At 58.9% G+C, this 22517-nt stretch carries 14 protein-coding genes; 11 read left to right on the forward strand and 3 right to left on the reverse strand.

Annotation, left to right across the window (positions count from 1 at the left end):
- Positions 1–3: 3 nt before the first annotated feature.
- On the reverse strand, positions 4–2472 hold the full coding sequence (locus KHO23_RS02420) for a methyltransferase domain-containing protein (RefSeq protein WP_211609371.1): 2469 nt from the start codon (positions 2470–2472) through the stop codon (positions 4–6).
- 759 nt (positions 2473–3231) lie between these two features.
- Between KHO23_RS02420 and KHO23_RS02425 the strand changes: the two genes are divergently transcribed.
- Genes KHO23_RS02425 through KHO23_RS02440 form a run of 4 tightly spaced genes read left to right on the forward strand, consistent with a single transcriptional unit; the run spans position 3232 to position 7956 of the window.
- Positions 3232–4095, forward strand: a complete 864-nt coding sequence (locus KHO23_RS02425; RefSeq protein WP_211609824.1) for a glycosyltransferase — start codon at positions 3232–3234, stop codon at positions 4093–4095.
- On the forward strand, positions 4086–5051 hold the full coding sequence (locus KHO23_RS02430; protein WP_211609372.1) for an NAD-dependent epimerase/dehydratase family protein: 966 nt from the start codon (positions 4086–4088) through the stop codon (positions 5049–5051). The genes KHO23_RS02425 and KHO23_RS02430 overlap by 10 nt, the downstream gene beginning before the upstream one ends.
- Positions 5048–6064 (forward strand): MraY family glycosyltransferase, encoded by a 1017-nt coding sequence (locus tag KHO23_RS02435; protein WP_211609373.1) that lies wholly within the window; start codon positions 5048–5050, stop codon positions 6062–6064. The genes KHO23_RS02430 and KHO23_RS02435 overlap by 4 nt, the downstream gene beginning before the upstream one ends.
- Positions 6065–6069: 5 nt before the next feature.
- Entirely contained in the window at positions 6070–7956 is a 1887-nt protein-coding gene (locus KHO23_RS02440) for a polysaccharide biosynthesis protein (protein WP_211609374.1), read from the forward strand.
- A 383-nt stretch (positions 7957–8339) separates the two neighbouring features.
- On the opposite strand, the gene KHO23_RS02445 is transcribed toward KHO23_RS02440, so the two are convergent.
- On the reverse strand, positions 8340–9440 hold the full coding sequence (locus KHO23_RS02445) for an MraY family glycosyltransferase (RefSeq protein WP_211609375.1): 1101 nt from the start codon (positions 9438–9440) through the stop codon (positions 8340–8342).
- 269 nt (positions 9441–9709) lie between these two features.
- On the opposite strand from KHO23_RS02445, the gene KHO23_RS02450 reads away from it, so the two are divergent.
- Both KHO23_RS02450 and KHO23_RS02455 read left to right on the forward strand, forming a co-directional pair.
- The gene (locus KHO23_RS02450; protein WP_211609376.1) at positions 9710–11266 is read left to right on the forward strand and encodes a methyl-accepting chemotaxis protein; all 1557 of its coding nucleotides are present in this window, start codon (positions 9710–9712) and stop codon (positions 11264–11266) included.
- 668 nt (positions 11267–11934) lie between these two features.
- Positions 11935–13191, forward strand: a complete 1257-nt coding sequence (locus KHO23_RS02455; RefSeq protein ID WP_236066698.1) for a glycosyl hydrolase — start codon at positions 11935–11937, stop codon at positions 13189–13191.
- A 211-nt stretch (positions 13192–13402) separates the two neighbouring features.
- Here the strand turns inward: KHO23_RS02455 and KHO23_RS02460 are convergent, their stop codons facing one another.
- Positions 13403–14383 carry a glycosyltransferase family 2 protein gene (locus KHO23_RS02460; protein ID WP_211609378.1) on the reverse strand — a complete coding sequence of 327 codons (981 nt, stop codon included), beginning with the start codon at positions 14381–14383 and terminating at the stop codon, positions 13403–13405.
- A gap of 428 nt (positions 14384–14811) precedes the next feature.
- On the opposite strand from KHO23_RS02460, the gene KHO23_RS02465 reads away from it, so the two are divergent.
- From KHO23_RS02465 to KHO23_RS02485, 5 genes are all read left to right on the forward strand, one after another.
- Complete coding sequence (locus KHO23_RS02465) at positions 14812–15879, forward strand: glycosyltransferase family 2 protein (RefSeq protein ID WP_211609379.1); 1068 nt, start codon at positions 14812–14814, stop codon at positions 15877–15879.
- Between the two features lie 39 nt (positions 15880–15918).
- On the forward strand, positions 15919–17418 hold the full coding sequence (locus tag KHO23_RS02470) for a N,N-dimethylformamidase beta subunit family domain-containing protein (RefSeq protein ID WP_211609380.1): 1500 nt from the start codon (positions 15919–15921) through the stop codon (positions 17416–17418).
- Positions 17415–18668: a hypothetical protein gene (locus KHO23_RS02475; RefSeq protein ID WP_211609381.1), complete on the forward strand. Its 1254-nt coding sequence runs from the start codon at positions 17415–17417 to the stop codon at positions 18666–18668. The genes KHO23_RS02470 and KHO23_RS02475 overlap by 4 nt, the downstream gene beginning before the upstream one ends.
- A 70-nt stretch (positions 18669–18738) precedes the next feature.
- The gene (locus tag KHO23_RS02480; protein WP_211609382.1) at positions 18739–20106 is read left to right on the forward strand and encodes a cellulase family glycosylhydrolase; all 1368 of its coding nucleotides are present in this window, start codon (positions 18739–18741) and stop codon (positions 20104–20106) included.
- Positions 20107–20201: 95 nt separating this feature from the next.
- Positions 20202–22463: a polysaccharide biosynthesis tyrosine autokinase gene (locus tag KHO23_RS02485; RefSeq protein ID WP_211609383.1), complete on the forward strand. Its 2262-nt coding sequence runs from the start codon at positions 20202–20204 to the stop codon at positions 22461–22463.
- Positions 22464–22517 lie beyond the last annotated feature (54 nt).

Below are 22517 nucleotides of genomic sequence, written 5' to 3' on the forward strand. Positions count from 1 at the left end.
TATTTACTGGTAGACCGGTTCGCAGAACAGGTGAATTTTCTTGACCTGCCGCAACGCGTTAAGGCCGCGCCATTCGATCGTGCGGATGCCTAGCGCCTCGACTGCCGGGAGGGCTATCAAGCGAATACGGACGAAGCCACGAGCGACGTCGATCGGCGTGAAGGAAATCTCGACGGGCTCGACTGACAGGTCGCCGCGCGGTGTGAGTTTCGCACCCGCAAGCATATTGTTCGAGTCGGCCGACCATACCGCACAATCGAATAAGGGTGTCTGCGCCGACGGCGTGAACTGCGCGGTGACGGCCAGCCGGATTCCCGCCAGCGATCCGCTCTCAACCGGGAGATCATAAATCCACTCCTGCCCGCTGCGCCAAAGATTGCTTTCCTGCAGCCGCAATCCTTGCGTGATCCACCCGTGCCGCTCGCCAAATTGCTTCAACGAATTGAAGCGCGGCGAAATCAGGCCGGTGAGATTTTGCGCGCGTCGACGGTAAAGCCGGATAGCGCGGCTCAAAGGCTCTCCGCCGCTTTCGCGAGACAAAGCCGCATTAACCGCCTGCTTCTGCAACGGGTGCGGTTCTTCGAACACGGTTTCGATCACCGGCTGGGGCACGGGCTCGTGTTCCGGTTCTGGCGCTGCGGCGGTAAGGGCAGCAGCTTGCGCGGCTTGCTCGGCCGCAATGCGCGGCTCTTCCAGATGACGCTGCAGTTGTGCAACCGTCTTTTCCAGTTCCTCGAATTTGCTGCGCTGCTGCTGATCGCGCCGGATGAGCTCGGTATTGACCGCTGTAATGCGCTTGGCGATGAGCGTTCCGTCCGCCTCGATGGCCTGATGGGTGCCGACGACTGCGCGCTCCACGCGGTCCAGTCGTTCGCTGAGCGCAACGAGTTCGGTGTGTAGCGACCGCAGTTGGTGATTCACGCTACGCGCGTCGGTCGCCATGCTTTCCATCTGCAGCCGCCAGTGCGCCACCACCTCGCCCAATTCGGACACCGACTTCGGCAGCTCGGCGAGCGCCGTGAACATGTTCGCCTCGCCAACCCTCGCTTCCTCAGCCCGGCGAGCCGTGAGGACCGGCGGCTCCTGATAGACCGTGGTTTGCGTACGCTCGGCAAACTCGGCTGCGCTGATCGGCGACTTGACGACGAGCATCTGCAGTAGCATTTGCTCGCACACGTCGTTCAGGGAGTGCCGCAACACACGCTTGGCGGGCTCTTCTAGGCCCCGGTAAGCCGGCATGTAGAAGAATTCGCACTTCAGCAGGCGCAGATCGGCAAGCCAGTTGCTGTGGTCCGACGAAGCCAGCCCCCAATTGATCGCCGAGGGGAAGTCGTAGTCGGCAACCTGCAGCGCCGTTTCGGCGGCGTTCGTGAAGAAGCGCGCCGTGTGTTCGTTGAATACCTGGACGTGGTACGGATTGGCAAGGTTGAGTCCCGTTGCCGAATAGGGCGCCACGATGGTCACCAGCGCCCTGTCTTTGCAGACCCGGTGAATTTCGTGGATCACGTGCGGCAGATCGTCGAAGTGCTCGAGCGAATGTGACGCGACCAGGTAGTCGACAGAATCTTCCGGCAGCGGAATGCCCTTGTTGAGGTCCGCCGTAATGTCGACGCCCGGCAGCGGAAAACGGTCGATGCCGATGAACCCGGGACGTTTCATCGGCCCGCAACCCAGATCGACTCTCACCACGCGCTGCGCGGTTGGGATGGCCTTGCCGAACAGATGCTCGCGTTCTGCGCGGTCGGTGATGTCACCGCGGTCGTCCTTGGTGATCCAGAAGGTTCTGAGATCGTTATCATCCACCCAGCCTTGATACGAGAAGTGGCAGCCGACGCAAGACTTCGTTGCCTGATCGCGCTGATCGAGCCGCAGGGTGTGGCACAACGCGTGCCGTTGCTGGTCGACGGACTCGCCGGCCGGATTTTCCGCAGACGGAGTGCCGAGCGCTTCTCGATTTTGCAGGAGCCGGTGACAGGCGAACTCGCGGCCGTCGGTGTCGAAGCACCAGAAGCCCTGTTCGACGATCGGGCAGCCGCCGTGAACGGACGCCGAACGCACGGGAGGCGGCGCATCCGGCCGGGCGGCGAGCGGCACGCCAAGAGCGTAGGTGTCGTCCGCACCGATGTCGTCTTCTGTCAGAAAGCCGGCGCACTTGTTGAGGTTCTTGACTTCCGTGCTGTCGAAGCCCGGCAGCGCCATGGTGACGACCGGGCACGCCAACGGTGTCAGTGCCGTCAGAATCTCGCAATCGGTGGTCGTGTCGCACCACACGACAACGCGTCCGCCACGTTCGCGCAGAATATTGCCAACCAGTTGGGCGAAGCGCGAAAAAGACGGATGACTGGTCGGCGTGGCATGCACTCCCAAGTCGACCACTGCGATAGTGGGGGACGTTTGCAGAAGCGTTGCGATGCGCTGGAGGCTGGCGTCGTCGATAAACGGCGGTAGTGGGCCGTCCTTCGGCGCTACCATTTCAATGGCCAGTCGCTTAAATTCTGAGTTCAATCGCTGTTTGCCCATGTAGAGGTGGGGAGTAATGATGATGCAGACGTGCGGGGCTCGTACGAACTCTTCGCAGCGTCGAACGGTCGATGAAGCAGCACTTTCGATGCCCACAAAATCGAGTGGCGTCTGGACGCCGACAAAAAATACAGTTTTGTGAACAATGGCGCGACGAGGAAGATTGACTTGACAAACGCCCTGTGTAATTGGTTGGGCCGGCCGCATTCCGTGTTGACCCAGTATAGTAAAGATACCACGCGAGTTTCGCAATTGACGCCTTGAGTTGGTAACCGTATGTTGCCTCTTTGTTGCCGTGTCTTACAGGCCCCGGCGGCATATGGCTGACACAATTGTCTGCTGCTGTCTTCCGTGCGGAGAATTTGTATTAATCGGACGATTTAATGTTTTTCTGGGTTTTCCTGAATAAAAAATCGGTGAATTTGTTAAAATATATAATCCGATTAAAATTCGAGCGTGCCATATTAAATGGCTGTGCTGCAATATCGGTGTCTTCCACTTGCTTACTTGCGCGGTGTTGACTTGACGGCCTGCGCAGCCCGCCGGGTGCGGGCATTCCGCCGAATCGTCAGCCCGCGCCTCACGCACCGTGTTTCCCGAACCTCCTCTTGGTAACAAATCGCAATCGGACTGCCCAAAATCCGCTTTTTCCTTCAAACTACGAAACTTCGAAATGGGGGCGAATTGGGGCGAAGTAATGTCAGTGGTGTGATGCGGCAATCAGGCGCGGCGCAAGAGGCACTGCGGCCGCGCGCAGAGGCCGTCGATTTGTCGATTTCCGTGGTGGTGTACAGGCCGGATGTCGCACAGCTTGAGCGCACGCTCGCGACGTTGCGCGTGAGCTGGGCCGCGCTGCAGCGTACGGCCCCGGATTTGTCCGCGAGCATCTTTCTGGTCGACAACGGCGGCGCCCCTGACATGACCGCCACCGTCCGCGCCTTCGCAGGCCTCGATATACCGTGCACCGTGATTGCGGGACACGGCAACGTCGGTTACGGCGCGGGACATAACCTTGCGCTGGCGCAAGCCGACAGCACTTATCACCTGGTGCTCAATCCCGATGTCGAACTGGCAGCAGATGCGCTGGAGAAAGCGCTGGCCTTCCTCGATACCCACTCGGGCTACGGCTTGCTCACGCCATACATCTGCGACGAACATGGCGAGCAGCAGTTTCTCTGCCGCCGCTTTCCAACGGTGCTCGATCTGCTCGTGCGAGGTTTTTTCCCGGAGAAGCTGCGCGCTCCGTTCGCTGGGCGTCTGTCGCGCTATGAGATGCGCGGCGAGGTCAACGACCAGGACACGGTGATCAATCCGCCCATCGTCAGCGGTTGCTTCATGCTGTTTCGCACGGATGTCTTACGGCGCCTCGATGGCTTCGACGATCGTTATTTCCTCTATTTTGAAGACTACGATCTGTCGCTTCGCACGCACGACGTGTCGGACGTCGTCTATCTGCCCGCTGTGCGCATCCTGCACCACGGTGGCGGCGCGTCGCGCAAGGGCTGGCTGCACGTGCGCCTGTTCGTCGTGTCGATGGTGAGGTTCTTCAACCGCTTCGGATGGAGATGGCTGTGAGCCATGTTGCCGTCACGGGAGCGAATGGCTTCGTCGGGCGCACGGTCGTCAGGACGCTGTTGGCGCGCGGGCATGAGGTCACGGCTATCGTCCGGCGCAGCGCGGGCGAAACTGGCGGCGTGAGGCAGTGCGTGGTGGGCGAGGCGGCTTCGTGCGCGTGGCCCGCGGACCTGAGGCCGGATGCCGTGATTCATCTTGCCGCGCGCGTGCATGTCATGGGCGAGAGCGCGCCCGGTGCGTTGGCGGCGTTCCGTGAGGTCAACGTGGCCGGTGCGCTCAGGGTTGCCGAGGCGGCTCACCGCGCACGCGCGACGCGCATGGTATTCGTGAGCAGCATCAAGGCGCTAGCCGAAATGGACAGTGGCCGTCCGTTGCGCGAAGGCGATACGCCACTGCCGCAAGATCCCTATGGGATGTCGAAGCTCGAGGCTGAGCAAGCGCTGATCCGTTTCGGCCAACAGGCCGGGCTCGAGATTGTGATCGCCCGCCCGCCGCTGGTTTATGGTCCAGAAGTCCGTGCGAATTTCCTGCAACTGATGAGCGCAATCGCGAAGGGTGTTCCCTTGCCGCTGGGCGCTATCTCGGCGCGCCGGAGTCTCGTCTACAACGACAATCTTGCCGACGCGTTGATACTGTGCGCGACCGACCCGCGTGCGGCGGGCGAGTGTTTTCATATCACCGACGGCGCCGATCTGAGCGTGGCGGAACTGGCAAAGGCGCTCGGGCGGCATCTGAACAAAGCGGTCTGGCTGCCGCCCATACCGGCCAGCTGGTTGCTCGTCGCCGGCAGGCTGACCGGGCGGCGGCCGCAGATCGAGCGACTGGTCGAACCGCTGCGTGTCGACTCGTCGCATATTCGCGAGAAACTGGAGTGGCAGCCGCGCTTTTCCGTTGAAGAAGGGCTGGCGCTGACTGCCCAATGGTACCGATCGACGTATCGAGGCCACGCATCATGAATCTAGTCTCTCTACCGGCGACCCTGTTGGTGGCCTGCATATCGTTCGCGGCAAGCGCGCTCATTCTGTTTGCATTGCTGAAGACCGGCGTTGCTTGGCGTCTCGCGACCGATATTCCCAACGACCGTTCGCTTCACGTGCGACCCACACCGCGTGTCGGCGGATGGGGCATCGTACCGGTCGTGGTGGTGGCGATGGCGATTGTCGCGCCGACGCTGTGGCTTGCCGCCGCCGGTGCATGTTTGCTCTCCGCGGTATCCCAGATCGACGATCGGCGCGGGCTGCCCGCGCGGGTCAGGTTCGCTGCCCATCTCGCCGCGGTGATGGCGCTGGTATGGGGTCATCCGGTCCCCGCGCCGCTTTGGCTGTTGCTGGGCGTGTCGTTTTTACTGTTATGGCTGGTCAATCTTTACAACTTCATGGACGGCGCGGACGGCCTGGCCGGTGGAATGGCCATGTTCGGCTTCGCGGGATACGCGATTGCGGCGATGATCAGCGTGCACGCCTCGCGCGAACTCATGCTGGCCTCAGCGGCCGTGGCCGGTGCGGCGGCAGGATTCCTGCTGTTCAACTTTCACCCGGCCAAAGTCTTCATGGGCGACGCGGGCTCGATCCCGCTGGGCTTCCTCGCCGGCGCACTCGGCTATCTGGGATGGAGCGATCAGGTTTGGCCTATCTGGTTCCCAGCGCTGGTGTTCTCGCCGTTTATCGGCGACGCCTCGGTCACGCTGCTGCGGCGCCTGTTGCGCGGGGAAAAGATCTGGCAGGCTCACCGCGAACATTATTATCAGCGCATGGTCCAGTACGGACTCGGGCACGCGAAGACAGCCAAGATCTGGTATTTGGTCATGGTATCTGGCACAATTCTTGCCTTGATGACTTTGGGCTGGCCTCCGGTCGTTCAGTGGTGTAGCGTTGGGGCCTGGGTGATCGTACTCGTCTTGATTGGCATCGGTATTGATTCTCGCTGGCGTCGATTCAATTTGGCACATTGCGAACAACCTGAGGTGTGAAACGGATGCTTCGATTTAAAGCCTCGTGGCTATCTTTTAGCGCCTTCGCGTTCGACCTGTGCGCCGCGGCGGGTGCCTGGCTGATCGCATACCTGATTCGTTTCAACGGTTATGTGCCGGTCGAATTCTGGTCCGGCGCCGTCAAGACACTTGTCTGGCTTCTTCCTGTCTACGGACTGATGTTCCGTGTATTCGGCCTGTACAGAGGCATGTGGGTCTTCGCCAGTCTGCCGGACCTTATGCGCATCGCGAAGGCCGTGCTGGCCGGCGCATTCGCGATGATGATGGTCGCTGTGATGGTTCAGCCGCACCCGATCATCCCGCGCTCCGTGCTTGTCGTTTCTCCACTTCTGCTGTTCCTCGCCATGGGTGGCTCGCGTGCGCTCTATCGCGCATCCAAAGAGTTCTACCTGTACGGTGGGCTCGTTGCACAGGGTAAGCCGGTCGTCGTGCTCGGCGCAGGCAACGCAGGCGCCAGTCTCGCCCGCGAACTGTCGCGTTCGAGCGAATGGCGACTGGTTGGCCTGCTCGACGACGACGTTTCCAAGCACGGACGCGAGATCTATGGCTACAAAGTGCTCGGTTCGATAAGCGAATTGCCGCAATTGGCTGAGACGCTGAAGACCGAATACGCGATCATTGCCATTCCTTCCGCCTCGGTGGACGTGCAGCGGCGCGTAGCGACGCTATGTGTGCGCGCCGGCGTTCGGGCGCTCGTCTTGCCGGCGCTAACGGACGTCACGCAAGGCCAGGCGTTTCTATCGCGCGTGCGGCAGATTGACCTCGAAGATTTGCTGGGCCGTGATCCTATCAATATCGATACCCCCCATGTAGAAGCACTTCTGCATGACAGGATAGTCATGGTCACCGGCGCAGGCGGGTCTATCGGCTCCGAATTGTGCCGCCAGATCTTGCGCTTCCAGCCGGCTCAACTCATTGCCTATGACTTATCCGAATTCGCGATCTATCGGCTTACCGAAGAGTTGCACGAGCGTTTTCCAGGCGTGTCGGTCATTCCGGTCATCGGTGATGCCAAAGACTCACTGCTGCTTGATGAGGTGATGTCGCGTCACACGCCGCACATCGTCTTTCATGCGGCAGCGTATAAACACGTCCCGCTAATGGAAGAACAGAACGCATGGCAGGCCGTGCGCAATAACGTGCTCGGCACCTATCGCGTGGGGCGTGCGGCGATTCGTCACGATGTGAAGCATTTCGTGCTGATCTCGACCGACAAGGCAGTCAATCCGACCAACGTCATGGGTGCGAGCAAACGTCTGGCGGAAATGGCGTGTCAGGCTTTGCAGCAAACCAGCTCGCGTACACAGTTCGAGACAGTTCGGTTCGGGAACGTACTCGGTAGCGCCGGCAGTGTCATTCCGAAGTTCCAGCAGCAGATTGCGAAGGGCGGCCCCGTCACGGTGACGCACCCCGAGATCACGCGCTTCTTCATGACCATCCCGGAAGCGTCGCAGCTTGTGCTGCAGGCGTCGAGCATGGGCCATGGCGGCGAGATCTTTATCCTCGACATGGGCGAGCCGGTGAAGATCGTCGACCTGGCGCGCGATTTGATTCGCTTGTACGGTTTTAGCGAGGAGCAGATCCGGATCGTGTTTACTGGTCTGCGGCCTGGCGAAAAGCTGTACGAAGAACTGCTGGCTTGCGACGAAACGACGACTCGCACGCCGCATCCCAAGTTGCGGACTGCACGCGCGCGCGAAGTGTCGGATGATCTGCTGGACAAATTGTTGCCGTGGCTTATGCAGCATCGCGTGTTAAGCGACGACGAAGTCCGCCGCGACCTGCGCCGCTGGGTGCCGGAATATCAACCGGCCACTGCACCGGCATTGCGTAGTGTCAGCAACGTTACGTCAGTCACGCGAGTTTCCTAGAACTGATTCACGATGCGGGTTCTGGTTGTTCTCATGCAGTAAAAAAAGGCGCTCTTGAGCGCCTTTTTTAATGCCATACATCGACCATGCCGCAGTGGAAATCAAAAGCCTCCACAAGGATCGGGTGCTGCGGTACTCGTGGCCTTGGTCGCCACCGACACGGCTGACAGTGTCGCAATCGTCCCCACCACCTTCAGCGTCCTGGTCAGCGGATCCGACGCTGTGTCACCCGTGCCCGCCACTTGCCTATGTGTGTAGGCCGTGCATTCCGGCTGGGCACTCACCGTAGCCACCGGCCTGGCGCTCCAGACGATATTGTCCGAGGCCGTGTTGGCGAACGCCGGCAGACTGACCGCCAACGCACCGAACGAGAAAAGACAGGCTTACCGCTTCCCCTTCCTCACCACCATCCACCTAGGCGACTTAAACCGCACAATACTCACATAAAGCCAAACATAAGTCGCCGCAAACACCACCACAAAACAGAACAGATGCAGCGTATGCCGCCAGAACAACGTCGCCGGCACGACTGCGATCAAACATAGTAGCCAAAGATACGGTGAAGTCAGCGAATTCCGCCGCGTCAGTTCCCTCGCCGTTCTGGCACCGACCGCCCACCGCATCAACCGCTTATAAACCAGCATATGCAGATGCACGCCATCGGGAATCCCAGGCGACATCCCACGAATAAACTTCTTCCGGTAGATCGAAAAGCACGTCTCAAAGATCGGATACATGAAAAGCAGCACCGGATACCACGCCGACACATCGCGGTTGCGCATCACTAGCATGATCGACAGCTCGGCGAGCATGAAGCCGATGAAATACGCCCCCCCGTCCCCAAGAAAAATGAGCCCCGCCGGAAAATTCCAGATGAAGAAGCCGAGCACCGCGCCCATCATCATGAACGATGCCGACAGCACGATCGGATCGGACACCTGGAACGCAACGTAAGCGAGCGAAGCGAACATCATGAACGCGACCATCGATGCGAGGCCGTTAAAGCCGTCGATGATATTGATCGCGTTGGCGAGCGCCGCCACAGCCAGCACGGTGACCGCGCAGGAGATCACCGCGTACGAGAGCAGAAAATCGAGCGGCGGCACGCTGATGCGCGTGACGGCGATATTTAGCAGGAAGTAGGCGAGGGCGGCGGCGGCCATCGTGCAGACGAGCCGCGCGAGCGGCGACACGCGCTTGGTCAGGTCCTCGACCAAGCCCGAGCCGAACGCCGGCATGCCGCACGCGATTAGCCCCAGAATGCCGCCCGACACGGCGGGATACGCATGATGCAACTGCACGGCGGACACGATCAGCCCGACCAGAATCCCTGCGCCGCCGATGCGCGGCACCGGGCGTACATGGAATTTCTGCACGCCGGCCAGATCGGAGTCGGTGGAGAATTTTTCATGCAGATGCGCATAGCGCACGATCAACAGCGTGATCAGCAGTGAAACGAGGAAGCCGAGCGCAAAACTAAGCATGAAAGTGGGCCTGAGCGAAGACGCCGAATTATACAAACGAAACGCGTGCCGTCCTGAAAAGCAGTGTTTGCACCACGTGTGCGGAAAATCCCAGATAGTGAAGCTTTAACTGGCCGCAAACCCAAGCCTGTCATGGATTTCACCTATTTAACGAGGTCTCCGGAAGGCCGTTAACCTGGTTGCGGCGAAGTGTAAGTTGCAGGCGAAAAAGCTGATCGCCGACGCATCGCGGGGTTCGCCGCCGATCCATCAGACGTTCCGGAGACCCAATGCTTAACAACATCACCATTCGTGGCGGCCTGACGCTAGTGGTCAGCGTGTTCGTTGCATTCCTGCTGACCGTAATCGGCGTCGGCTACGGTGCATTGAAGCTCGCGAATAGCAGCCTCGATGAAACGCAGCACAGCGCCGTGGCACTGTCACATCTGAAAGCGAGCTCTGAGAAGCTGCTGCAGGTGCAGCTCGCGCTCGGCTCCTATCAGACGCTCTTCAGCGTCGGCAAGCAAACGGACGACCTGTTGCCGGCCGCGCATAAGGTGCTGGTCGAATCGAACAAAGATTTCAGCGACTACATTGCCGGCCCGTTCGCGAGCGACGACGAAAGGAAGCTCGCGCAGTCCGTCGAACAGGCACGCACTGCACTCGTCGATAAGGCAATCGAGCCTGAGTTCAAGGCGCTGACGGACTTCGACTTCAACACCTTCCGGAACATCCAGGGCGAAACGGCGAACGCCTTTTACGCAACCTATTCGAAGGCCATCGACGCGCTTCAGCGTTTGCAGATGGGCAGCCAGCGCAAGCAGGCCGAGACGGCGGCGCAGCGTTTCCAGGTGGCGACGCTGCTGTTTGCCGCGATCGGCGCGATTGCCATCGTGATCGGCGTGATGGCGCGAGTCGGTCTGTCGGCGGCGGTGATCAAGCCGGTCAATGCGACGATCAAACACTTCGAGCGCATTGCCGCGGGCGATCTGACGATCGCAATCAAAAGCAGATCGCGCAACGAGATGGGGCAGTTGCTGAGCGCGCTGATGAAGATGCGCGACGGGCTCGTCGAGACGGTGGCGAAGGTCCGCGGTAGTACAACGGCGATCACGCAAGGTGCGAACGAGATCGCCGCAGGCAATGCCGATCTGTCGTCGCGCACCGAGCAGCAAGCTGCGGCACTTCAGCAGACTGCGGCAAGCATGGAGCAGCTTTCGGCGACGGTGAAGCAGAACGCGGACAACGCGAAGCAGGCGAACCGATTGGCGCAGGGAGCGTTGGACACGGTGACGCGCGGCGGTGCTGTGGTGTCGCGCGTCACCGAGACGATGGATGGCATCACTGAATCGTCGCGCAAGGTGGCCGAGATCATCGGCATGATCGAAGGGATCGCGTTTCAAACCAACATTCTCGCGTTGAACGCAGCAGTGGAGGCGGCGCGGGCGGGCGAGCAGGGGCGGGGCTTCGCGGTGGTGGCCTCCGAAGTGCGCAGTCTCGCGCAGCGCTCCGGCGCGGCAGCGAAGGAAATCAAGGAATTGATCGGCGAATCGGCCGCGAAAGTGGAGCAGGGTGCGTCGCTCGTCTCCGACGCACAGAAGACGATTCACGAAGCCATGGACGCGGTTCAACGCGTCACGGGCGTCATGAATGAGATCGAGGCGTCAGCGCTCGAACAGAGCGACGGGATCGAGCAGGTCAACAAGGCAGTCTCTCAGATCGACGAAGTCACACAGCACAACGCAGCGCTCGTCGAAGAGGCCGCCGCGGCGGCCAAATCGCTGGAAGAGCAGGCGACGGTGTTGCGCAATGCGGTCGCGGTGTTTCGACTCGAGATGCATCAATGAACGTAGGCAGTCAGGCGGCTTCGAATGATTTCTACAGCAGTAGAGGCGCCTCACTGTCACGCAACACCTTGCCTTATAAGGTTACCTAAGCAATTGAGACGATGCCGTTCGCTGGTGCACCGGTGCGGTTGACTGACGTTCTCTCGCAGTCTTGCCCCGGTGATTGTCGTTCGCCAGTGGCTCGTCGCTTGGCGTTATTTCGCTAGAAATATAGCGTATCGGTTCAGTAGCTCACCTATTTATATTATTAATATAAAAGTGGAAATTACCGGTTAATTATCAGACGTTACAGGTTGTTACGGTTCAAAACTCGTTAAAAACGTTTCATCTGTGTAACATTGGGGCTCCTACAGGTCAGAACAAACGAACGTTCTGTCCAGGCGGTACGCATTTTGTTAAGTTGCGCCCGGTTTAGCGGGGCGCATAGGCCGTCCTGCCTCCTTTCATCCTGATCCAGTCGCCATTGGCTTCCTACGAGGACGCCCGGGCGCGCTTTTGCCTGGTTCAGACCCGTCACAAGTTCAGACGACAAGCAAATGAAACTTCGATCCTTACTAAACCATTCAATCTATTTAGTTGTCCCAATTTTTGCCGCGTGCGGTGGTGGTAGCGGTGGAGGGAGTGACCCCACTAGCGTTGCAGCCAACGCCGTCGATCCCGTATCAGTCGTGAATGTTCTCAAGCATCCCGCGTCAGTCAGTGGCACCGCGATTCCTCCCTCCACCTCGATCAACGATTCCTCGGGCGCAGTCTGGTCGGTGAAGAGTGGTGTGGTCTATCGGGCGGGTGTGAAAGCCGGCTTTACGATGAACGTCACGCTGCTGCTCTGGTATGCCGGCAAGATGTATCAGGAAAACGTCAACAATCAATGGTGGGTCTGGCAGAACAGCAACTGGGTCGCATCGGCTGATCCGCGCCCTGCTTCCAGCTCTGGTTCCACCCCGGCGTCGAGCACGCCCGCAACGCCTCCGGCTACGTCTGCGGCCATCCCGTTCTTCGGCGTGAACGAGCACTACAACTACGGCGGTATCTACACGTCGATCCCGCTGGCCACCCAGGCTGCAACCTTGGTCGACCTTGGAATGCCGGGGAATCGGCAGGATATTCACGGCTACGATCAGATCGATACCGTTGCGAATACGGTCATTCCTGGCATGGGCTCGAACGTCACGATCATGCCCATGATCGATGCCTATCCGTGGGATGACCCGTCGCTGAACGGACAAACGCCGACCGAGGCGAGCGCCTACGCATACGCCTACTCGATGGCGGCTTACGCGGCAACCAAGTTTAAGGGCGTACCGGCGGTCGAATTCGGCAACGAATACGATCTCGATAGCCACAACCAACCGGTGGCCAACGACGGCGCTAATGTCTCCGACTATGACAACAACTATTGGCCGATCTGGCGCGGGGCGCTGCGTGGTTACTACGATGGATGGCGTTCGGTCGATACGGCAGGCACGACGAAAATCATCAACACCGCATCATCGGGTTTCCTGCACCTGGGTTGGTACAAAGGCATGCTGACCGGCACCCAGCCGGATGGTTCGACCGGACATCCTGTGGTGAAGACCGACATCATTCAGTTGCACTGGTACTCTGACGGTGGTGATCCCGAGAATACGTGGGGCGTGACGGGCACGAACTACAACGTTCTCAAGTCCCTGCACGACGCGTACAACCTCCCGATCATGTTCACTGAAATCGGCGTCAATACCGACTTCACCACGGCGCAGGCGCAGACGTACATCAACAAGACGATTCCTGAACTCGTCGCGGCTAAAGCCACGTACAACGTGATCGGTCTCAACTGGTACGAACTGTACGACGACCCAACCGGACAGTACGGGATCTTGACAAGCAGCGCAGCCCAGAAGCCCATTTACGCAACGCTTAAAGCGGCGATCGCGGCGACGAAGTAAGCAAGTCAATGACTCGGTTGCGCGCGGTGTGCGCAACCGGCTCTGATGATTCGGCAGGTCACGTGTTCACGGTCTCGATTTGGGATGCAATTAGAGCGCGTGGCTTGTGGATCTTTTTGAGCTGTTTCGCGTGCGTGTAGCGGCCGATCGCCAATCCGAGGCACAGTGTCCCGGATTGGCGATCGGCCGCAGTTTTATTTCTACGAAGGCCTTACCGTTCGGAGAAGCGCCGTACGAAGCTGTAAAAAATTCTCGGATGAATTTTGAGCAGGCACATCACGAACGACAATTTCGGCCGGCTATCGGCATACATACGATAGAGGTGCTGAGGGTGCAACCTCTCGGCAACGGTTTGCAGGATCGGGCTAGCCAGCCGATACGTGGGGGCTCTCATCGCCGCCTGGAAAGCGACTGTTCTAAAGCCATAGATGTATTTCAGCCTGAAAAGACGTAGCTCCCGGTTCTTGATCGGCAGCGATGCCGTGGTCTTCTCCACGAGCTCCATGATGGTGAAGAGGTCCACAATTCTTGGATTAAAGCGGGTCGAGATACCGCAATCGCGAAGCACGTAGAAATACAAGCGGTCCGGTATCAGGCGCACCTTCTTCGATCTGCCTAAGGTCTGGACCGACACGCATATGTCTTCGTAAATGAGTCCGCTCGGATGGTGGACTCCGACAAAGATCGAGCGCCGCACAAGCTTGTTCCAACAGTACGCCTGCAACGACAGATCCATGATTCCCTCAACGGCCTCGACGCCGCTTATCACCTTGTCGTCGCTTTCAATCTGGTAATTCACCGTGCCATCGGGATTGACGTTGGTGGCGGCGAAGATCACAACATCGGCGTCATGTTCGGTCGCCTCCTCAATGACTCTTTCCATCAGACTCGGATGAACGTAGTCATCGCTGTCAACGCAAAGCACGTAGTCACCGGTTGCTTCCATGGCGGCAATTCGGCGTGTTTCGGCAAGCCCCTGATTCCGCTCATTCGTCACTAACTTCCATGCCACTTTGTTCTGCGAACCCAGCACGCGAGCCGCGATCTCGCGGGACCGGTCCGGGCTGCAGTCGTCGACGGCGATGATCTCAAAGTCTGTACAGGTCTGCGACAAAAGGGACTTGAGGCAGGCTTCAACATAAGGTTCAACGTTGTAGATTGGCAGCAGAACGCTTACTTTTGGCATTGACATAGGTGGCGCCTCGAGATTGAGGTGTCGGACTGCAATTGTTGCAACGTAAGTTGCGCCATGTTTGCTCACTTGCGCGCATATTTTGCAAGTGGACCACCGTAGCGATCCCGTGTTTTCCGGTCGGTGCGATATGTCACATTTCCTCATTCGCTCTCAATTCCTGAATCGATCGCGAGAATCGAACGCCCGGTGGAATTTCCTGAAACGCCCTTGTCGCCGGGCGTGGCGGCAATGCGGCGTCAATTGTCTGCACTTTCCAAGGCTGGTTGCCTGATCCCACCGTCGAGCGTGTGTCCCTGCACTGTGTGTTTCCGAACGTACGATATCGTCGCCGCACCGCAATATGCAGGCGTACAGGGGGCGTGCCGAATTATTCGCGTGGTCCGCATCAGACGAGTCGACGTCGATTTTGAAGAGTCACCCATCCTATGAAACCAGTGGATAGCCGTAGCGGCGAGACAATTTTGTCTGTAGTCATTCCGGCCTTCAACGTCGAGCACTATATCGGCGTAGCACTCAGGTCAGCCCTCGCTCAACCTAGATCAGAAGAGATTGAGTTGATTGTGGTCGACGATGGGTCGACGGACGGCACGTTGAAAGAAATCCTTCAGGTCAAGGAAAGCGCACGCGGACACAACATCACGGTGATTCATCAGGAGAACCAGGGCGTCAGCGCAGCCCGCAATGCAGGCATAGCGCGTGCGAAATCCCGCTATATCGGTTTTCTCGATTCAGATGACGAATTCGCGGCGAATTTCACCGACGTCGTCATGCCGTTGCTCGATGCAGACACCGCGGACATCATTGAATTCAATGTCGGTATGGTTGATTCAAAAGGACGCTTCGTCGGCGAACTGAAAATGGTGGACGACGCCACAGTGGGCCTACGGACCAACAGTACGGCGATGCTGTTGGAGTTCGCGCGAATCTGCCAGGTGCATTCTGGCGCGCGGGTTTATCGCCGCGAGCTATGGGACGGTATCGAGTTTCCAGTAGGCCGCGTGTATGAAGACTGTTTTGCCATTCCGCTGGTGTATAAGCGCGCCAAGACGTTGTACGGCATCCGTGAGCAGCTCTACTACTATCGCCGGCGTGCCGGGAGTATTACGCAGACAACAACGCTATGGTCAGTCCAATGCGTTGCTCACTTTGCGGCGGACGCGCTTCAGAAGAGCGAGAGGGAAGATGAACGAGTGTATTGGCTCGCGCTCTTTAAGAAGTTCTTTGCCAATCAATGTTTTTTGACGTCTCGTGTCGATGCAGCCGTCCTTGCAGAAGCAATGAAGCTTGTCGAGGCGACGGCCGCGAAGTACCGAACCTTCGCTGAAAAACACAGGGAGCAGTTGCCTGCGTTGCGTTTTCGCACACAGATATCGGTCAACCGTCGCGTGTTTCAGATGAAGGGGTTGATAAAGCGCACGCTGGGCCTGCAACTCCGGCCACCCGTAGCAGCACCGCGCCGTGTCGATTCGCGTGGTTTGGACAACCATTCTTGAACCGGCAACCGGTAAGTGACTTTTCGAGGCGCACCAGGCATGCAACTCTATCCACTTCAAACATCCTTCACTGCAGGGGAGCAGCTCGACCTGGCGGTGCAGCCACGCAGCAGGTTCTCGATCGCGATCTATCAGCAGCAGGACGAAGAATCGTTGATCAGCGTGGGTGGTGTCATCGCGACAGGCACGCGTGATGTGACGGCGACGTTGATCGACGGCAAATACGTGTTTGAGTCGTCGCGTCAGCGCAAGCCGGTTCGATTCGATAGCGACTGGAACTGGCCGACGATTACCGTGAAGCCGGAGATGGAAGAACTGGAAAGCGGCGCCTATGCAGCGATTGCGTACGAGGTCGGCCCGAACGGCGAACCGCTGACGGACCTGGGGCGTCGTTGCGCGGCGCGTCTGCCGGTTTTTGCCGGACCGCCGGAGAGCGACAGCATGGCGCTCATCGTCGTGCGCCCCCGTTCGCCGGTCGCCTCCATCGCGTATGTGGTGCCGATCGCCACCTATCATGCCTACAACTCGATCGGCGGCGGCTGCTTTTACGGTGATCCTGTTTACCGCACACACCCGGCGCTTAAAGTTAGCCTGCTCCGGCCGGGTGGCGGGCTCGGTATTCAAATCGGCCATGCCGAAGATCCGTATGACAGGCGCTCCCCCCGGCAGCATTTCACGCATTGGGACGCGAAGTTTATCCGCTGGCTAAGTAGTCGTCACTTCGCGTGCGACTTCTACACCGACGTGGACCTGCACCGTGGGACGGACCTGGACCTGACCCAATACCGCTGCATGCTGAGCGTCGGCCACCATGAATACTGGAGCCAGCAGATGCGCGACCATGTCGCGCGCTTCATTGCCGGCGGCGGCAATCTGGCTGTGTTCAGCGGTAATACCTGCTACCGGCCGATCGATTTCGGTGCGAACGAGGATCCGCAGAACATCAGGGAAATAAATCGGCTCGGCGACGCCTGGCCGGATTTCAATGAAAGCGATCTGATCGGATTGAGTTACGGCTACGGTGGCGGAACGTACGGTGTCTGGAGCCGGTTCAGGCGCAAATGGGTTAAAACCGGGCGCGAACCGATCGGCTTCACCGTACAGCGTGCGGACCATTGGGCATTCGCCGGCACCCACCTCGAAGATGGGCAGACCTTCGGTGCGGAAGATCATTTGGTCGGCTACGAAGCCGACGGCGTGCCGACGAATTCAAACGGGTTCATGACGCTCGCCAATACGTCGAGACTCGAAGGCTGGGAAGTCGGCGGCGCCGGTGCAATGGGCCTGTTTAAGCCGGATCTGGGTGGCGCCTTGCATCAGGGGATGGTGTTCAACTGCGGTACGACGGATTGGCCGCGGATTCTAGGCGATAGCGGCGCAGGCAGTCATGCCATCGTGTCGCAGATTACCCACAACGTGATTCGGAAATTCTCAGCTGCCGCCGACCAGGACGCTTCACGGGAAATCTCGGCGCTGGATCCATTCGCGTCGTCGGGATGGGGCGAGCATTGCGTGCCAATTGACGCAGGGAACGCATGATGGGTGGACTCTGGGTACTGACCTTCTTCATCGGGATACTGAGCGATGTCATGTCAGGGGCGATTCGTTACTACACGTCGCTGGCAGGGGCGCCGCAGGCCATCTATTTGCCCAAGGTGATGATGGCGGCATGCATCGTGCTCATCGTTTCGCATAGACCGAAGGTGAGCCACCTGCTGGTCTTGCTGTACCTCGCCATGCAGGCATGCGTGTCGCTTTTCAATGGCGTCGGCCCGGGCGCAGTGGCGTTCTGGGCATGGACCGTGCTGCCGATGTTCTTCGCCCTATTGGCGCCACCCGAGGCGCTCGCGATCCTGGGTCGGCCACGCGCCCGCAATGCGCTTCTGGCGGTCGCCGCGGTTTGTATGTTAGGCGTGTTAGCGAGTTATGCCGGCTACTTCACCCCTCTGCCGTGGGTAGGAGCGAGCACGGTGGTGGATGGGACGGCCGTGCACGTCACGAGCTCGACCTTCGTTGGGGATACGCCGCGGTTGCCGGGGTTCGGGCGTGACAGCGCTGCTACAGGGCTCATGCTCGGTTTGCTGTCGACATGGTTGCTGCCCAGATTCCGCTCGCTCACGCTCGCGTCGATGATACTCGCGGTAGCGGCGCTCTCCATCTGGGCAACGACCAACAAGACGGCGCTGGTTGCGCTTGCGATCGTCCTCGGCATAGAGCGCTTCGGGAAGCTGGACACAATCAGGCGAGCCGCTATCTGGGCAGCGGCTGCGGTGCTTCTACTGCCGCTCGCTTCGTTTGCGATAACGGCGGCGATCAATCACTCGATGATCGCCGGCGGTGCGCTCTCTTCGTTCCGGGATCGATTCGAGAATACGTGGCCGCTTTTGCTGCAGGGCCTGCTGCGGGAAAACATGATCTGGTTGGGAATCGGTCCGGGCGGGTTTGGCGCGGCGACGACCTACTATCACACAAACTTCGGTTTCAACGTTGGCTATGCGGACAACGTCGCGTTGTATGTCATTGCGAACTTTGGCGTACTCGGTGTGGCTATCTTCGCGACTCTGTTGTCGAGACTGTTTTTCGTTAGCGAGTCCAAAGACAGGTTTGCGTGGACCATGTTGCTGTTTCTGCTGATTAGCGGCATTACCACGGACATCTTTGAATCGCTTGGCTGCCTGTTGTTCTTAGGCGCCGCGGCGAAGTCGCTATGGCTCAACGCGGAAGGACAGCGCTTTCGCTTGAATCCCGGTCTTGTGATGTCCGTGAGGGGGCGAAAGTCGACGCTGTGACGCACCCATTGCGGCAGATTCGACGTCGGCGGCTCGCGGTGTGACAACGGTACCGGCTTGGGAGCAGTAGATGAAGGTTCAGCAAAACAGGGGATTCGGTCGGCTTGTCGTCATCGTCGCAGGGTGTGTGGGCCTGGTCCTCGCACTAGCGGGCGCGCTGGCTATTCGTGCCCTTGCGATGCCGGCGCCGCCGCTGGTCATGCTGGACGGAGCAGCACAAGCGGACGAAAAGCCATACATCGAACTGCCTTCGTTCGAAGCAGCACGCGCTAACACGGGCGTGGCGATCCACGACATCAAGGATACGCAATTGCTGGATGCGGTGAGGGATGTGGGTTTCTCCTTTGTTCGCACGGATCTCTTCTGGGAAGCGGTTCAGGCGCCTGACGGCTGGCATTTTGGGGAGTTCGACACGCTGGTATCCAACCTCGCGCAGAGAAAGTTGGGTGCGCTTTTTATCCTTGGCTACAAGCACTATCTGTACAGCCCGGACCAGCCGCCTACGACCGCGCCCCAGCTTGCAGCGTTCTACACGTATGTTCATCAGTCAGTGCAACGATACAACGGTGCCGACGTCAGGTTCGAGGTGTGGAATGAAGAGAATCACCCGATGTACTGGCTGGCCCCACCGTCTCCATCGAAATATCGGAACCTGCTGGCGACTGCCGTGAGGGCAGCCCGGGCAGCCAATCCGAAGGTGACGATTGCCTCGGGAGGGGTGCAGGAAATGGACCGCGCATTCATTCGATCGGTCGGCGATATTTCCAATGCAACCGAGCGTGGCCCGGACGCGATCAGTGTGCACGCATACCGCCAGGAATACCCGGAGTCGGTATTGGCAGACTACCGATTGCTGCGTGAGGATCTGTCCACGTATAAGAACGCTCCGGCAATCTGGACGACGGAATGGTCTTACCCGAGTTACGGCTACAAATATGTACGCACGATACGCAATGGGCATTCACCTGAGGCGCTCGCACTTCAGGCCAAGTACACGGTAAGGCGGTTCCTGGTCGACTGGATGTCGGAAGTTGGACTCACCGCCTATTACGACATGCGAGACGACGGCACAGATCCGCACGATCCGGAGCACAACTTTGGTTTGCTGGATGCGAGCAATCACAAGCTGCCAGCCTATCGTGCGTCGAAGTATCTGTTTTCGTTTACGGCAAACACGAACAGTGCGAAGTACTACATCGACGAGAAACAGAAATATGTTCTGCTCAAGTTAACGATGAAATCGGGCGACGTCAGATATGTAGTTTGGTCTTACGGCGACGGAAATACACTGAACTTGGACGCTTCGCATATTGCGGGGCATGCGACGATCACTGACATGTTTGGCAGGGATCTGACCACGAATGGCGTACTTGCAGTTCCTGAAGCGCGTGGCCCGGTTTTCGTCAGCGTTTCGCCTGTAGCCGCGCATGCGGCGTAGAGCGAACGTGTCTCACGGTTTCAGATGAGCATGTTCGATAGCTGGAAGCTTGTGTACTAACGGGCTCCCCTTCGTCCTTTATCGCGGGAAATGAAATGAGTTCATTCATCGGACAATCGGCAGTGGGTGTGATTCCAGCCCAAAACGACGGGCTTACCGGTCTTTGGCGAAATATTGCCCGGCACAAGTTGCTGTTCGCAGCGATCTTCGGCACATGTTGCTTGGTCGGCGGGCTGTACATTCTGCTGGCGACGCCACAATACCGGGCCGACGCACTGCTGCGAGTACAGATCAAACCTGGCGCGTCAGTCAGCGCGCTATCCGACGTATCGGGAACGACGTCCGCGGATCAATCCGCCGACGACGAAACCGATGTTCTGACGTCGCGAACCATAGTCGGCGAAGCGATCGCGCAAACCGGTGCGGATATTACCGTGCAGACGGAAAGTCACTTTCCGTTGATTGGCCGCTACCTTGCATCCCGCCATGCGGCCGACACCGTATTGTCGCGTCCGTTTTTGGGGCTGAGTGGATATGCCTGGGGCGGTGAACAGCTGAAACCCGGCATCTTCGAAGTGCCGGGCGCCGCATTGGGCGATAAGTTCCGTGTGGTGACGGGCGAAGCGGGTAGCTGGACGTTATTTGACAAGGACGGTCATCAGCTTGCGCGGGGCCACGTTGGCGAGACCGTGGCATTCCAGGTGGTGACCGATGAGGGGAGCGCGCCGGGGCAGTTGAGGATCGATGTGCTGCGCGCGCGTCCGGGCGTGGAGTTCACGCTGTCCAAGGCGTCCATGCAAACGACCTATGAGAACGTCAGCAATCAATTGAAGACCTCCGTTTCCGGCCAGAATTCATCGGTGCGGGACTCGTCGATGATGAGGTTGAGTTACCAATCCAACTCGCCCCTGACCGCTCAACTGATGGTCAACACCATCGTGCAGGCGTTCGTCAAACGCAATGTCGACGATCGGGCAAATCAGGCACGCCTGAAGCTCGAAACCCTGCGCGCACGCCTGCCTCAACTGCAGGACGAGATGCATCGCGCGGAGGACCGCTTCAGTGATTTTCGTACGCAGCATCAGGCGATCGATATGGAGCAACAAGGATCGGCGCTCATTTCGAATATGAACGCGCTTGCCGAAAAACAACGGGCGTTGCGACTCGAGTTCGACGACAAGCGGCAGACATTCGGTCCGGATAGCCCGGTATACAGGGGCTTGGTCCAACAACTGGATCAGGTGAAGCAGGATATTCAGCAAAACACCGAGGCAACGAAGAATCTGCCGGCCACACAGCGCGAATACGTGAGGCTGTCCACGGATGCCACGATCAACAAGCAGCTTTACACCGGGGTGTTGGCCAATGTTCAACAACTCGAAGTGGCCGCGGCGAGTACCGCATCCGGTGTCAGCATCATGGACTGGGCCATCGCGTCGGAGAAACCCTCCTGGCCGCGCAAGACGATCATTCTGCTCGGTTCGATTCTCGGCGGATTGTTTGCCAGTACGCTTGCGGTTCATCTCGTGTCGCTCAATCGAAAGGAACTCCGTACGCCGCAAGAAATGAACACGATTTCCGATTTGCCGCGCCTCGCTGTTGTTGCGCGATCCAAGGCGCAGCTTCGCGGTGTCGCCGAGTCGCGAGGTCGTCTGGCTGAGCCGGTGAAGTTGCTGGCGGTGAGCAGTCCCGGGGATCCGAGCGTTGAAGCGTTACGCGCATTGCCGAGCAGCGTGAGAACGTTGCTCTCGGGAAGCGGGAGCGGACTGAAGAACAAGGTCATTCTATTCACCGGCCCGACTCAGGGCGTTGGGAAGAGCTTTGTTTCGTCTAATTTCGCCTATCTGCTTTCGCAGACCGAGGCATCGGTCCTGCTGATAGATGGCGACATGCGGCAGGGAAAATTGAGCCGTCTCCGTGCGGATCAGGATAGGCCAGGGCTTGCGGAGGTACTCAAGGGAACAGCGGAACTCGATGACGCGATTGTGCGGACCGAAGGGACCAGACTGTCGATTCTGGGGGCGGGCGAAGCTTATCCATCGAACCCCGCGGAGCTACTGAGCAGTCCAGGGTTCCGGGACATGCTGAACAGGCTTCGTGATCGTTTCGACTACGTGGTGATCGACTCGCCTCCTGTTCTTCCTGTGAGTGATGCCGTCTCGATCGCGGCTCAAGGTTGCGATCTGGTTCTGCTCGTCTCGCGTGCCGACTACACCGGATCTCGCCAGGTCGAAGAAGCGCTGCAGCGGCTGGCGAACGTCGGTGCCAATGTGGGCGGGCATATCTTCAACGGGTTTCTTCCCTCGCGATACGGCGAACGCGATGACTACACGCTGAACGGCGCCCGACGTTACTAAGTACACCCCGGAAGCACCCCCCCGGCGCCTGATATCGGAGAAGTCTCTGGTATC

Origin of the sequence: Paraburkholderia haematera (genome assembly GCF_905220975.1) — a bacterium.
Lineage (GTDB): Bacteria > Pseudomonadota > Gammaproteobacteria > Burkholderiales > Burkholderiaceae > Paraburkholderia > Paraburkholderia haematera.

Coding starts and splice junctions, on each gene's coding strand:
- KHO23_RS02420 (WP_211609371.1), bottom strand. CDS start 2,472: ATGGTAGCGCCGAAGGACGGCCCACTACCGCCGTTTATCGACGACGCC.
- KHO23_RS02425 (WP_211609824.1), top strand. CDS start 3,232: ATGCGGCAATCAGGCGCGGCGCAAGAGGCACTGCGGCCGCGCGCAGAG.
- KHO23_RS02430 (WP_211609372.1), top strand. CDS start 4,086: ATGGCTGTGAGCCATGTTGCCGTCACGGGAGCGAATGGCTTCGTCGGG.
- KHO23_RS02435 (WP_211609373.1), top strand. CDS start 5,048: ATGAATCTAGTCTCTCTACCGGCGACCCTGTTGGTGGCCTGCATATCG.
- KHO23_RS02440 (WP_211609374.1), top strand. CDS start 6,070: ATGCTTCGATTTAAAGCCTCGTGGCTATCTTTTAGCGCCTTCGCGTTC.
- KHO23_RS02445 (WP_211609375.1), bottom strand. CDS start 9,440: ATGCTTAGTTTTGCGCTCGGCTTCCTCGTTTCACTGCTGATCACGCTG.
- KHO23_RS02450 (WP_211609376.1), top strand. CDS start 9,710: ATGCTTAACAACATCACCATTCGTGGCGGCCTGACGCTAGTGGTCAGC.
- KHO23_RS02460 (WP_211609378.1), bottom strand. CDS start 14,383: ATGTCAATGCCAAAAGTAAGCGTTCTGCTGCCAATCTACAACGTTGAA.
- KHO23_RS02465 (WP_211609379.1), top strand. CDS start 14,812: ATGAAACCAGTGGATAGCCGTAGCGGCGAGACAATTTTGTCTGTAGTC.
- KHO23_RS02470 (WP_211609380.1), top strand. CDS start 15,919: ATGCAACTCTATCCACTTCAAACATCCTTCACTGCAGGGGAGCAGCTC.
- KHO23_RS02475 (WP_211609381.1), top strand. CDS start 17,415: ATGATGGGTGGACTCTGGGTACTGACCTTCTTCATCGGGATACTGAGC.
- KHO23_RS02480 (WP_211609382.1), top strand. CDS start 18,739: ATGAAGGTTCAGCAAAACAGGGGATTCGGTCGGCTTGTCGTCATCGTC.
- KHO23_RS02485 (WP_211609383.1), top strand. CDS start 20,202: ATGAGTTCATTCATCGGACAATCGGCAGTGGGTGTGATTCCAGCCCAA.